Here is a 13,132-nt window from a genome sequence, read left to right on the forward strand (position 1 = left end):
TATATCCCTAGAATTTACCCATGTAAGAATCGTAATATTGGGTTTGATCATAGGATCTAGCCTTTTGAATCTAGGATCTTATTACATTTTCATGTTAGAATTTGCGCAATTTTTTGGCATAGCAAAGTAGCACAGTAATGATCTTAAATGATATTCGCATTGTTTTAGTTAACACGTCACATTCCGGCAATATTGGTTCGGCGGCTCGCGCCATGAAAACCATGGGTTTATCAAAACTTTATTTAGTTGATCCTGCTTGCGAAATAGACAGCCAAGCAAGTGCATTAGCTGCAGGCGCAACTGATGTTTTAGGCAATGCAGTTATTGTAGGTACCGTTGAAGAAGCTATCGCTGACTGTACATTAACGATTGGCACAAGTGCGCGCTCTCGTACGCTTTCGTGGCCAATGGTTGAACCACGTGAATGTGGTGAAAAGCTCGTTGCTGAAGCCGTAAATGGTCCTGTAGCGCTAGTATTTGGTCGTGAAAACAGTGGTTTAACTAATGAAGAATTACAGCTTTGTAATTACCATGTGTGTATTCCTGCTAATCCAGAGTACAGCTCGCTTAATTTAGCTATGGCCGTACAAACACTTAGCTACGAAACTCGCATGGCATTTTTAAATCAACAACCTAAAAAGGTTGAAGAAGACGATGCAGTTTATCCAAGCTCAAAGCAAACTGAGCTGTTTTATGATCACCTTGAAGACACGTTGTTTAAAACAGGTTTTATCATCAAGCAACACCCTGGTTTAGTTATGACTAAATTGCGCCGTTTGTTCAACCGAGCTCACCCTGAAGATGCTGAAATGAATATTTTACGCGGTATTCTCACCTCAATTAATAAGGCTATCCCTAAGTAACTTAGGTATAGCTATTAGTTATAAAAGACCTAGACTAATTAACGCGCTAATACTTGACTAAATTACTCAGGTAATTACAATGGCTGTAATACTTGACCAAAGAGGTCAAGTATTGAAAATTTGTTAACTCTACAATTTAAAAGTATGAGTTTCTAAATCAAATTTTTATCAAGTGATAATACTTGACTAATTTACTCTGGTAATTAAAATTTGCACTCTTTTGTGCAGGGGGCGTTATGAAGTTAACATCAAAAGGCAGATATGCCGTTACAGCTATGCTGGATGTTGCACTACACACAGGTGTAGGTCCTGTAGCCCTTGCTGATATTTCACAAAGACAAGAAATTTCTTTGTCTTACCTTGAACAATTATTTGCTCGTTTACGTAAAAATGGCCTAGTAAGTTCTGTTCGTGGACCTGGTGGTGGTTATTTACTAGGACGTGAAGCGAGCGTTATCTCTGTTGGCGATATTATTAGCGCCGTAGACGAATCGGTCGATGCAACACGTTGCCAAGGTGCCGATACCGGCTGTCAGAGTGGTATGCGCTGTTTAACACATAATTTGTGGTCAGACTTAAGCGCACGCATAGAAGAATTTTTGAATAATATTACCCTTGCTGAATTGGTGGAAAAATCAGATGTGAAAGAAATAGCATCGCGCCAAGATAACAGTATCAATAATGCAATTAAGCAGTTGGAAAACATTCAAGTAAGCTGTCAACTTTAAGGTTGACCTGCAGCGGAGAGAGAAATGAAGTTACCGATTTATTTAGATTACGCAGCGACCACGCCTGTTGACGAACGTGTTGCTAAAGAAATGATGCAATGCCTGACAATGGACGGTAAGTTTGGTAATCCTGCGTCACGCTCACACCGTTTTGGTTGGCAAGCAGAAGAAGCTGTTGACCAAGCGCGTACAGATATTGCTGATTTAATTAATGCAGACCCACGTGAAATTGTTTTCACATCGGGTGCAACAGAATCAAATAACCTTGCTATTAAAGGTGCAGCACAGTTTTACAAGAAAAAAGGTAAGCACGTTATTACCGCTAAAACTGAGCATAAAGCTGTAATCGACACATGTCGTGAGCTTGAGCGCCAAGGTTTTGAAGTAACTTACATGGACGTTGAAGAAAACGGCCTACTTGATTTACAAAAACTTGCCGACACAATGCGTGACGACACAGTACTTGTAAGCATCATGCACGTTAATAACGAGCTAGGTGTAATTCAAGATATCGCGACTATTGGCGAAATGTGTCGCGAACGTAAAATTATGTTCCACGTAGATGCAGCGCAAAGCGCGGGTAAAGTATTAATTGACGTGCAACAGCTTAAAGTTGATTTTATGTCGTTCTCTGCACATAAAGTGTATGGCCCTAAAGGTGTTGGCGCACTTTACGTTCGTCGTAAACCACGTGCTCGCCTTGAAGCGCAAATGCACGGTGGCGGACATGAACGTGGTATGCGTTCCGGTACACTAGCTACTCACCAATTAGTGGGTATGGGTACTGCGTTTAAAATCGCTAAGCAAGATTTCGAAAAAGATCACGCACACATCAGCGCCTTACGTAATCGTTTAATCGACGGCATTATGGCTGATATGGACGAAGTATACTTTAACGGCACACAAGACCAATCAGTACCTGGCATTGTAAACATCAGCTTTAACTTTGTTGAAGGTGAGTCGTTACTTATGGCAGTAAAAGACATTGCAGTATCGTCAGGTTCAGCCTGTACATCTGCAAGCTTAGAGCCTTCTTATGTATTACGTGCACTTGGCCGTAACGACGAATTAGCACATAGCTCAATTCGTTTTAGTATTGGTCGCTTTACTACCGAAGAAGAGATTGATTACACCGTCGAATTAATGAAAAACTCTATCGGTCGCCTACGTGAGATGTCTCCACTTTGGGAGATGCATCAAGAAGGTATTGATTTAGATTCAGTTGAATGGGCTCACCACTAATAGTGTGAGCACATACCCTAGCAGGTAATGAGGATAGAATAATGGCTTATAGTGATAAAGTAATCGACCACGTAGAAAACCCACGTAACGTAGGTACTCTAGATAAGAACGATCCGTCAGTGGCAACGGGTATGGTAGGCGCACCAGCATGTGGTGACGTAATGAAATTGCAAATTAAAGTATCTGCCACTGGCGTTATTGAAGATGCAAAATTCAAAACCTACGGTTGTGGTAGCGCAATTGCTTCATCTTCACTTGTAACAGAGTGGGTTAAAGGCAAAACGCTAGACGAAGCAGCGACAATCAAAAACACTGATATCAGTGCAGAGCTTGAATTACCACCAGTGAAAATTCACTGTTCAATTTTAGCCGAAGACGCAATTCAAGCAGCAATTGCAGACTACAAAAGCAAACAAGCGAAGTAAGAAGAGAAACTCATGGCAGTGACATTGACAGATGCGGCAGCAAACCGCGTACAATCATTTTTAGCAAACCGCGGTAAAGGTTTAGGCCTGCGCGTTGGCATTAAAACGACGGGCTGTTCAGGTCTTGCTTATGTACTTGAGTTTGTTGACGATTTAAACGAAGACGATGAAACTTTTGCGGCTAAAGGTGTCACATTAATTGTTGACGCTAAAAGCTTAGTTTACATCGATGGCACAGAGCTCGACTACACTAAAGAAGGCTTAAATGAAGGGTTTAAATTTAGAAACCCTAATCAAGCAGATGAGTGTGGTTGTGGCGAAAGCTTTACCGTTTAAGCTTAAAATATCTTTGTAGTATAAATAAGCCCTGCCAGTTAATGTAGGGCTTTGTTATTTCTGAATATTATTGGTTGAAGTTATGCGTTACTTTGAATTATTTGCAGTCCCCGTTGATTACAATATTGATTTAGCAACGGTTAACAAGCACTACTTGGAATTACAGCGTACTGTACATCCAGATCGCCACGCGAATGCGAGTAGCCGCGATAAGTTAATGGCAGTGCAAAGCGCCGCCGAAATTAACGATGCGCTACAAACATTAAAGCACCCAGTAAAACGTGCTGAATATATGCTGAGCGAGCTAGGCGTTGATATTCGTGCAGAGCAGCAAACCTTGCAAGATCCAATGTTTTTAATGCAGCAAATGGAACTTCGCGAAGAGCTTGAAGAGCTAACATCGTCGCGCGATCCTGATACCGCCATTGCAAATTTTGAAAAACAAATTAAGCAACTAAACACGCAGTACAGTGCACAACTTGCCGAGCAACTCGCAAGTAACGATGAGCAGCAATATCAACTTGCCGCAGATAATATTCGTAAACTGAAGTTTGTTTATAAGTTACGTGACGAACTAGAGCGTATTGAAGACAGTTTATTTGACGATTAATTACTTGCTGCAAAGCGAGCAACACGAGTTTAAAGAGCATTATGGCATTATTGCAAATTGCTGAGCCGGGGCAGAGCGCGGCACCACACGAACATAAACTAGCTATTGGTATTGATCTTGGTACAACTAACTCATTAGTTGCAACAGTACAAAGTGGCGAAGCCCGCACGTTAACTGATGATCTTGGCGCGGCTATGTTACCGTCGGTTGTTCGTTATCAAGCAGGCGGTATTACTGTTGGCGCAGAAGCTGCACAAGCAGCAACGCAAGACCCTGCTAATACACTTATTTCGGTTAAGCGTTTTTTAGGTAAAACTCAGGCTGAAATAGAGCAAAGTTATGGGCAACTACCGTATGAGTTCTGTGAGCACAATGGTGCGCTAGCAATAGAAACTGCGGCAGGTAAAATCAGTCCAATTAAAGCATCAAGCCATATTTTAGCTGCATTAAAAGCACGAGCTGAGCAAAGTTTTGGCAACCAAGAAATTTTAGGGGCTGTAATCACAGTACCAGCGTACTTTGATGACGCACAACGCCAAAGTACTAAAGATGCCGCAGAACTGGCTGGTATTAACGTACTACGTTTATTAAATGAGCCAACAGCAGCAGCCGTTGCTTATGGTTTAGATTCTGGCCAAGAAGGTATTATCGCTGTTTACGATTTAGGCGGTGGTACATTTGATATATCAGTACTTAGATTACACCAAGGTGTGTTTGAAGTAATGGCAACTGGCGGCGACTCAAGTCTCGGTGGTGATGACTTTGACTCATTACTTGTTGATTACTTTAAGCAGCAAACTGGTGTGTCAGCGTTGTCACCTTCAGTTTTACGTTTATTCATCAATAAAGCAAAAGCGTGTAAAGAAGCATTAAGCCAATACGCTAAAGTAAACGTGGGTCTTGAGTTTGACGATCAAAAATACACAGTAGAAGTAACACGCGAAACGTTTGACGAAATGGCTATGCCTCTCGTTAAAAAAACACTGCGTTCGTGTCGTCGTGCTGTAAAAGATGCTGGCATAGAAAACGACGAAGTACTGCAAGTTATTATGGTAGGCGGTTCAACCCGTATGCCACTGGTACGTAGCCAAGTACAAAGCTTTTTTGATAAAGAGCCGCTAACTTCAATCGACCCTGATCGTGTTGTCGCTTTAGGTGCTGCGCTTCAAGCCGACGTGTTAATTGGCAATAAGCCCGATTCTGACATGTTATTACTTGATGTATTACCGTTATCGCTAGGTCTTGAAACTATGGGTGGTTTGGTTGAAAAAATCATTCCGCGCAATACGACGATTCCGGTAGCACGCGCGCAAGAATTTACGACGTTTAAAGACGGCCAAACAGCCATGTCATTACATGTGCTGCAAGGTGAGCGTGAGCTTGTTGATGATTGTCGTTCGCTTGCTAAGTTTAGCTTAAAAGGTATTCCACCAATGGCGGCAGGCGCTGCACATATTCGTGTAACCTTTAAAGTTGATGCAGATGGCTTATTAAGTGTTTCAGCAATGGAAAAATCAACAGGCGTACAAGCTGAAATTCAAGTTAAACCTTCGTTTGGTTTATCTGATGACCAAGTAGCTAACATGCTAAAAGAGTCAATGAGCAACGCTAAAGGCGACATGCAAGCACGTATGCTTAAAGAGCAACAAGTAGAAGCGTTACGCGTAATAGAAGCGCTTAATGCGTCACTTGCAGCCGATGCTGCATTACTTGACGATATGCAACTTGCTAACTTACGCGCTGAAATTGCAGAACTGGTAAAAGTGCGCGAAAATGCACAAGAGCCTGGCGAAATTAAAGCAGCTATCGAAAAAGTCGATAATGCGAGTAGCGACTTTGCATCGCGTAGAATGGATGCATCAATTAAAAAGGCCCTTACAGGGCAGTCAGTAGACAACATTTAAGAGAGATTAGAATGCCACAAATTGTTTTTCTTCCACATCCTGAATTATGTCCTGACGGCGCTGCAATTGAAGCTCCTACAGGCCAAACGGTACTCGACGCTGCACTTAAAAATGGTATTAGCATTGCGCATGCTTGCGAAAAGTCGTGTGCATGTACTACGTGTCATTTAGTGATTCGTGAAGGATTTGATTCACTACAAGAGAGTGATGAGCTAGAAGATGACATGCTAGATAAAGCATGGGGTTTAGAGCCTGAGTCACGCCTTGGTTGCCAAGCAATTATAAGAGATGAAGACTTAGTGGTTGAAATACCTAAGTACAATCTCAATATCGTTAATGAAGAGCACTAGTTTTTAACGATGTATATATTAAAAGCCGCTGTTTGATACAGCGGCTTTTTTGTTTCAAAAAAGCATTTATAAACACGTAGCAGCGACTTTATGTCGCGTTTTTAAATCTCAAACGTTTTAAGTTAAATTTTTCTAATCTCAAACTTGAACATCAAAATGATCACGTATTTTTCAGATTATATAAACGCGGGGTAAACCCGCTGCTAAGAGTTCAACCCAATCCCTAAAATCTATTTCGGAGGTTTATTTTGAGTAATCTTATTTTCTCAGACTCATTTATTAACGGCGAATTTTATAAGACTGATACGCACTTTAGCGTTAACGATCCCGCTACCGAAAAAAGTATTGTTGAAGTAAGCGATATTGACGAGCAGGGTGTAAATAGCGCAATAACCTCAGCTCAAGGGGCTTTTGTTAAATTAAAAGCGACAAATGCCACCGAGCGAAGCGAAACGCTGATGCGCTGGTATGAGCTAGTTATAAAACACAAACAAACACTTGCAGATCTAATGACCAAAGAGCAAGGCAAGCCGCTCAAAGAATCGCTTGGCGAAATTAACTACGGTGCAGGTTTTATCAAATGGTTTGCAGAAGAAGCCAAACGTAGTTACGGAGATGTAATTCCGCCAACAGATAACTCGCATCGTTTAACTAGCTTTAAGCAGCCTGTAGGTGTTGTTGCTGGTATTACGCCATGGAACTTCCCTGTTGCTATGGTTACTCGTAAAGTAGCTCCAGCTTACGCTGCGGGCTGTAGCTTTATACTTAAACCTTCTGAACATACGCCACTATGTGCTATCGCACTTGCTTATTTGGCCGATCAAGCTGGTTTTGTTAAAGGTGCATTTAATGTACTGGTTTCACAAGATGCCAAAACAGTAGGTAAAATGCTGACTGACTCAGAAGTCGTGCGTAAGTTTACATTTACCGGCTCTACCGGTGTAGGTAAGCAGTTGCTATCGCAATGTGCAGACACAATTAAACGTACCTCGATGGAGCTTGGCGGCAATGCGCCTTTTATCATTTTTGATAATGCAGATTTAGATGAAGCTGTAGAAGGGCTAATGGCGGCTAAATTTAGAAATAGTGGGCAGGCATGTGTTGCTGCAAACCGTATCTTTATACAGCGTAATATTCTCGACAAAGTACTGTCAAAAATCACGCCTAAGGTTGCAGCGTTAAAAGTGGCAAATGGTTTTGAAGACGATGTTGATATTGGTCCGCTTATTTACCCTAAAGCCAAAGAGAAAGTACAACAGTTAGTACAAGACGCACTCGATAAAGGTGCTACGTTGATTGGCGATAGTAGTGACTTAGGTGGCAGCTTTCAAAACCCATTAATAGTAAACAACGTAACTACTGACATGGATATTTACCACGAAGAAGTATTTGGTCCAGTATTAACGGTTATTCCTTTTGATGAAGAAAGTGAAGTGCTTGCACTTGCTAACGATGTACCATTTGGTCTAGCAGCCTATTTTTATAGCCAAAATATTAAGCAAATTTACCGAATTAGTGAAGGGCTTGAATTTGGTATGGTAGGTGTAAATGAAGGTGTTATATCAAACCCAGTAGCGCCTTTCGGTGGCGTTAAACAATCTGGTTTGGGCCGAGAAGGTGGGCATCAAGGGCTGGATGAGTACCTAGAAGAAAAATACGTTTGTATTAAAATATAACGGCAGTTAAGTATACAAGCGCGAATTTACTTCGCGCTTTTTTATGACGTTAATATGGCAGATATATGAACTTTACCTTTTACTGTTGCTACCCAAAGCGCTAAATGCTACCTTTGGGAACATATTTTTTGTTAATAAAACAACATAAAAAAACAAATAAAAAGTAAAAGGATTTCTATAAGTAGAAATAACCCCGTGTGTAAATGCCACCGTAAGGTGGCATTTTTTTGTTTGGATAGGTATAGGCTGTAATAAGCGCATTTTGAATAAAGGCATGGCTTATAGGTGCTAACTTATAGGTGTATAACCGGGTAAGTTATCAAAATCTATCTCATCTAGCTGCTCAGGGTTAGCATACTCGTTGATATAATTTTTATAGACTTGTGACTCAATAAAAATAGCAAAAATGTCAGCATCAAGATGGTTTTTAGCAACCATTGACCCTAAAATAAATAAACACTCACTGACCGGTTTTGCTTTTTTGTAGGGCCTGTCTACCGCAGATAGCGCTTCAAAAATATCCGTAATAGCCATTAACCTTGCAGGCACCGACATTTGCTCTTTGGTTAAACCTCTTGGGTAACCAGTACCGTCAAGTTTTTCATGATGACCTAAAGCATATTCAGTCACATTGCTTAAGTGTTTAGGGAACGGCAGGGCATCTAAAATATTTTTAGTTACATCCATATGACGTTTCATTACTTCACGTTCGGCTTCGGTTAACGTGCCTCTTCGTATTGTTAAGTTTTCAACTTCATCAGCTGAGAGCAATGGTGTATTAATATCATTTATAACGAGTTGGTATTTGTTTGCAATGCGTTCAATGTGCTCAAGTTCTGCATCACCTAAAAACTCGCCCCCTACATTCACACGCTGTAACAATGCACGGTCTAATGCCAACTGTTTAAGCTCGGTATCAAGTAGGCGTTCAAATTGTTGAACCTCGATAGGTTTTTGCAGCTTCATCGCACAGATGATTTTTTGCTGATACGCTATTTTTAAATCTCGGCTAATTATTTCAAATTTAGCATCTACATATTTTATTCGATCAAAAATAGTTTCTAGTTTTGTCGACTTTTCCATAATGTGATCGGGAGTCGCGATTTTCCCACAGTCATGTAACCAGCCTGCTATATCAAGTTCATGCCGGTCGGCCTCACTCATCGAAAATGAAGCCAAAGGGCCTTTATTTATATCATGCACGGCATCAGCTAGCATTAACGTGAGTGCTGGCACTCGTTTACAATGGCCACCGGTATGAGGAGATTTTTCATCTATTGCCATCGCAATTGTTTCAGCAAAGGTCGAAAAAAGATCTTCCATTCCCTTAATTAGTGTTGAGTTAGTTAGTGAAATAGCGCCTAAAGAGGCAAAAGATCGAATTAGAGTGACAAGCTCTTCACTAAAAGGAATGTTTTTATTTTGCGCATCTTTTACATTTATAAGCTGGATTACACCAATAATGTCATCTTCGTGATCTTTTAAAGGAATTGTTAGCATGGACTCAGAACGATAACCCGTGCGTGCGTCCATTTTGCGAGCTGCGCTCATATCAAAGGGCAGGGCATCATACACGTCAGGAATGTTAATCACTTCGCCAGAATTTGCAGAGTGGGCAACAATAGCTGTTTCGTTTGGTTTGCCATCAATAAAAAGATCTATATTAGGAAAATCTACAGGGCTCCCTAAAGTGCCACCTAAATAAAGATTTAATGACTTATTTATTACCGTTTCAAACTTGAGTTGTTTGTTTGGGGTAATAGAGTAAATGCTGCCAGCATCAGAATTTGCTATCGACATCACAACTTGCAGTATTTCATCAAGTAACTTAGACGAGTTTTTTTCTGTTGTTAGCCTAATACTAATATCGATAAAATGCTGAAGGTTTGTTTTGTCTTTAATGTGCTGTCGCATATGTTTACTACTTTTTAGTATGTTTGAAGGCACCATTCCAATCCTTAGCTAGTGTTTGCAAATCAGTGCCCTTAATACGTTCGATAAAAATGGTATAAACGTCAGAGCTAAATACGGTCGTGCTGTGTAGTTCTTTAAATAAGCTAAGCGCTTGTGGCCAGTTTTTATTATAAAAAAGCGTCATGGCCTGCTGTGATTTTTTAACTTCATTTAACTGTTCTTCATCGAGCTTATCTGTAAAATTTATAGGCTCAAACAACTGTATAGCCGTTGTTTTTCCGACAACTTGTACTTTATCTATTAAACGAAATGAAATATGAGGGCATTCGTTCATCGTTTCTTCTGTAACAAGAATAGCTACGCCATAAAATTTGGTCAAGCTTTCTACTCTAGCACCTAAATTAACAGTATCACCAAGAACTGTATAGGCTTTACGGTAAACCGAACCCATATCACCTACATTCATATCGCCAGTACTTAAACCGATACCAATTTTTATTGCAGGCTGATTGTTTTCTGCAAATAACTGATTTATTTGCGTTAACCCGTTTATCATACCCATAGCAGCTTCAACACCATGGCGAGCGTGGTTTTCGTCTTTTAGTGGAGCATTCCAAAATGCCATCACCATATCGCCTACGTACTTATCAATAGTCCCGTTATGATCAAATATGATTTTGGTAATAGCCGTAAGATATTCGTTTAAGTATTCACTTAACTGATGGGGCGACATACTTTCTGATAGTGAAGTGAAACTACGAATGTCGGCAAACAACACCGTCATATTTTTTCGCTCACTTTTTTGAGATAAACTTTTACCCTGTAATATCATCTGATTTATACGCTCAGGAGGCATATATTGGTCAAACATAGATTTTATTTTTCGGCTATGTTTCATTTCAGCGATAGAACCAACAATGATGTAATAACCCGCTAATATAATGATGAGTAAAAGGGGCATTAATAAAGGTAAACTAATTTTTTGCACTGACCATAAATAAACGTTTAAAAATATAACGACACTTGTGACTGTAAGAGACAAAACAATAATAAAACGTGCGCTCTTACCGTGGCTAAAAAACGACAGTACGCTACCCGTTAATGCAATGATGAGCAAGCTTGCTCCCAGTGACCAATTAGGTTTAGATGGCAGTAGCTCTGGGTGCATTAACCCTTCAAATATATTGGCATGTACCTCAACACCGGGATACTGTAAACCAACAGGTGTTGATCTTAAATCAGCGAGTCCAATTGCCGATGTGCCAATAAAGGCTACTGTGCCTTCTAATTCCTCTAAACCAATTTTTTTGGTCAAAATATCGGTAGCCGAATAATAAGGGAAGCTATGTGCACGCCCTTTGTAAGGAATTAATATTTGCCCATATTCATCAGTTTGAATCCACTTATCTTGAAACTTTATACCTTCGAATAACGTTATACCATCTAATATATTGGAACGAGTTTCTATGTTTTCAGCAAGGGTATAAAGTCGAGCAACTTCAAGTGCTAAAGAAGGGTAGAGCTTATTGCCAACTCGATTTATAAGAGCTGCTTTACGTATAAAGCCATCTTCATCGCTATGTGCATTGATAAAACCGGTACCCGTTGTAGCATTTTGTAACTGAGGAATATTTACAATAGCACCAGGAAACTGGTTTATCTGTGAATTAGTATGATCCGCATTTGCCCATACAACACTGCTTTTAGCTGGCAAGTTTTGATTAGTGAGTTGTTCATCAATTAATAAAAAACCAAGAACAGTATCATTTTTAGATAATGCGCTTGCTAGTTTTGTGTCTGCATCGACTTGTTTAGTAATTTCAGCAAAGGGGATGGTGTACTTTTTTGATAAATCAGGAATTTCAGACATAATTTTTGTAACAGGGTTTTCTTCCTGTTCAGAAAAAAATATATCGAATGCAATAACAATAACACCTGCATCAGTAAGCTTTGTAACAAGGTCAGCTACTTTTGAGCGACTCCAAGGAAAGCGTCCTTGTTCTTGCATGCTCTTTTCATCGATATCAATTATTACAACGGTTTCATCAATACGCCTAGGCGTCTCTGAAAGTGTTAGTAACAACCGAGAGTCGTATATTATACCTTCTACGCGGTTCACTAACTTTGCAAGCGACCCAGTTGAAAATAGCTCTATTGATGCAATTAATAATGTAATAACAGCGCCAATGAAAAAGTGCTTTGAAGTAATTGGTTTTAAGGAGCTAATGAGTAACGCTCCTTGATAGACTAAAAATCAAAAACTCGTCCTTCTCGGCCGCATTCTATTTTTACCTGTTGAGCGTACTGCGTGTGTAAATATTTTTCTATAGCTAATAACTGTTCATCGGTTCTTGATGGATCGTGGCTAATAATAACCACATTTTTAATACTCGCTTTTATAGCAAGCTCAGCCACCTGATCTATGGTGCTATGCCCCCAACCATGTTTAAGAGGCAAGTCTGCATCTATAAATTGAGCATCATGAATTAGTAAATCAGCGCCTTCAATAAAATTGACCCATTCGCTAATACTTGTGTTTGCTTTTTCTGGCGGATTTAGCTCATTGTCGGTAACGTAAGCCACCTTTTTATCATCCGCTTTAATACAATAAGCAGTCCCACCGCCAGGGTGATTTAGTGGAGCAGTCGAAACCAAAAAACCATTAAGTGTAAATTGCTTTTGAGACGATAAATCAGTATTAAGCGTAATGCTGGCAGGTAAATCTTGATAACACACCGGAAAGTACGAACCACTCATTTGCTTTAATATGGCATCTTGGCTTTTTTTATCATCAACGTTACCCACAGTAATAGTTATATCGCGGTTGGGTTGGTAAATAGGTTTAAAAAAAGGAAACCCTTGAATATGGTCCCAATGGTTATGCGTTAGCAAAATATTGATAGGACTTTGTGTTTCTAGTAAACGTGTACCGAGCTCTACAATACCGGTACCAGAGTCTAAAATGAGATCTTTGCCATTATTTTGTTCGATGTACACACATGAGGTATTTCCTCCAAAAATGTGTGTATTACTTCCTGCTGAAGCCATTGAGCCTCTAACACCAAAAAATTCAACTTTCATAAT

Annotated in this window: 12 protein-coding genes; 9 read left to right on the forward strand and 3 right to left on the reverse strand. The window is 40.0% G+C overall.

Annotated features, from left to right (window positions below; all coding sequences use genetic code 11):
• Positions 1 to 137: 137 nt before the first annotated feature.
• From trmJ to I6F44_RS00465, 9 genes are all read left to right on the forward strand, one after another.
• Positions 138 to 863, forward strand: a complete 726-nt coding sequence (trmJ, locus tag I6F44_RS00425) for a tRNA (cytosine(32)/uridine(32)-2'-O)-methyltransferase TrmJ (RefSeq protein WP_121953551.1) — start codon at positions 138 to 140, stop codon at positions 861 to 863.
• A gap of 236 nt (positions 864 to 1,099) precedes the next feature.
• Positions 1,100 to 1,591, forward strand: a complete 492-nt coding sequence (gene iscR, locus I6F44_RS00430) for a Fe-S cluster assembly transcriptional regulator IscR (protein ID WP_007586371.1) — start codon at positions 1,100 to 1,102, stop codon at positions 1,589 to 1,591.
• 24 nt (positions 1,592 to 1,615) lie between these two features.
• On the forward strand, positions 1,616 to 2,833 hold the full coding sequence (locus I6F44_RS00435) for an IscS subfamily cysteine desulfurase (RefSeq protein WP_002958425.1): 1,218 nt from the start codon (positions 1,616 to 1,618) through the stop codon (positions 2,831 to 2,833).
• A gap of 41 nt (positions 2,834 to 2,874) precedes the next feature.
• Complete coding sequence (gene iscU, locus I6F44_RS00440; protein WP_002958426.1) at positions 2,875 to 3,258, forward strand: Fe-S cluster assembly scaffold IscU; 384 nt, start codon at positions 2,875 to 2,877, stop codon at positions 3,256 to 3,258.
• A 12-nt stretch (positions 3,259 to 3,270) separates the two neighbouring features.
• Positions 3,271 to 3,594: an iron-sulfur cluster assembly protein IscA gene (iscA, locus tag I6F44_RS00445; protein WP_007377674.1), complete on the forward strand. Its 324-nt coding sequence runs from the start codon at positions 3,271 to 3,273 to the stop codon at positions 3,592 to 3,594.
• An 82-nt stretch (positions 3,595 to 3,676) separates the two neighbouring features.
• Positions 3,677 to 4,204, forward strand: a complete 528-nt coding sequence (gene hscB / locus I6F44_RS00450; RefSeq protein ID WP_007586374.1) for a co-chaperone HscB — start codon at positions 3,677 to 3,679, stop codon at positions 4,202 to 4,204.
• A 41-nt stretch (positions 4,205 to 4,245) separates the two neighbouring features.
• Positions 4,246 to 6,108 (forward strand): Fe-S protein assembly chaperone HscA, encoded by a 1,863-nt coding sequence (hscA, locus tag I6F44_RS00455; RefSeq protein ID WP_121953550.1) that lies wholly within the window; start codon positions 4,246 to 4,248, stop codon positions 6,106 to 6,108.
• Between the two features lie 11 nt (positions 6,109 to 6,119).
• Entirely contained in the window at positions 6,120 to 6,458 is a 339-nt protein-coding gene (gene fdx / locus I6F44_RS00460; RefSeq protein ID WP_007586379.1) for an ISC system 2Fe-2S type ferredoxin, read from the forward strand.
• 248 nt (positions 6,459 to 6,706) lie between these two features.
• On the forward strand, positions 6,707 to 8,134 hold the full coding sequence (locus I6F44_RS00465) for an NAD-dependent succinate-semialdehyde dehydrogenase (RefSeq protein ID WP_197173091.1): 1,428 nt from the start codon (positions 6,707 to 6,709) through the stop codon (positions 8,132 to 8,134).
• 288 nt (positions 8,135 to 8,422) lie between these two features.
• Here the strand turns inward: I6F44_RS00465 and I6F44_RS00470 are convergent, their stop codons facing one another.
• The 3 genes from I6F44_RS00470 to I6F44_RS00480 form a co-directional block, all read right to left on the reverse strand.
• Positions 8,423 to 10,084 carry an HD domain-containing phosphohydrolase gene (locus tag I6F44_RS00470; RefSeq protein ID WP_121953548.1) on the reverse strand — a complete coding sequence of 554 codons (1,662 nt, stop codon included), beginning with the start codon at positions 10,082 to 10,084 and terminating at the stop codon, positions 8,423 to 8,425.
• Positions 10,056 to 12,167 (reverse strand): CHASE2 domain-containing protein, encoded by a 2,112-nt coding sequence (locus I6F44_RS19710; RefSeq protein WP_331459034.1) that lies wholly within the window; start codon positions 12,165 to 12,167, stop codon positions 10,056 to 10,058. The genes I6F44_RS00470 and I6F44_RS19710 overlap by 29 nt, the downstream gene beginning before the upstream one ends.
• A 128-nt stretch (positions 12,168 to 12,295) precedes the next feature.
• The gene (locus I6F44_RS00480) at positions 12,296 to 13,129 is read right to left on the reverse strand and encodes an MBL fold metallo-hydrolase (protein ID WP_121953546.1); all 834 of its coding nucleotides are present in this window, start codon (positions 13,127 to 13,129) and stop codon (positions 12,296 to 12,298) included.
• Between the last annotated feature and the right edge of the window lie 3 nt (positions 13,130 to 13,132).

Source organism: Pseudoalteromonas sp. NZS11_1, from assembly GCF_015864275.1.
GTDB classification, from domain to species: Bacteria; Pseudomonadota; Gammaproteobacteria; order Enterobacterales; family Alteromonadaceae; genus Pseudoalteromonas; species Pseudoalteromonas arctica.

Coding starts and splice junctions, on each gene's coding strand:
- trmJ (WP_121953551.1), top strand. CDS start 138: ATGATCTTAAATGATATTCGCATTGTTTTAGTTAACACGTCACATTCC.
- iscR (WP_007586371.1), top strand. CDS start 1,100: ATGAAGTTAACATCAAAAGGCAGATATGCCGTTACAGCTATGCTGGAT.
- I6F44_RS00435 (WP_002958425.1), top strand. CDS start 1,616: ATGAAGTTACCGATTTATTTAGATTACGCAGCGACCACGCCTGTTGAC.
- iscU (WP_002958426.1), top strand. CDS start 2,875: ATGGCTTATAGTGATAAAGTAATCGACCACGTAGAAAACCCACGTAAC.
- iscA (WP_007377674.1), top strand. CDS start 3,271: ATGGCAGTGACATTGACAGATGCGGCAGCAAACCGCGTACAATCATTT.
- hscB (WP_007586374.1), top strand. CDS start 3,677: ATGCGTTACTTTGAATTATTTGCAGTCCCCGTTGATTACAATATTGAT.
- hscA (WP_121953550.1), top strand. CDS start 4,246: ATGGCATTATTGCAAATTGCTGAGCCGGGGCAGAGCGCGGCACCACAC.
- fdx (WP_007586379.1), top strand. CDS start 6,120: ATGCCACAAATTGTTTTTCTTCCACATCCTGAATTATGTCCTGACGGC.
- I6F44_RS00470 (WP_121953548.1), bottom strand. CDS start 10,084: ATGGTGCCTTCAAACATACTAAAAAGTAGTAAACATATGCGACAGCAC.
- I6F44_RS00480 (WP_121953546.1), bottom strand. CDS start 13,129: ATGAAAGTTGAATTTTTTGGTGTTAGAGGCTCAATGGCTTCAGCAGGA.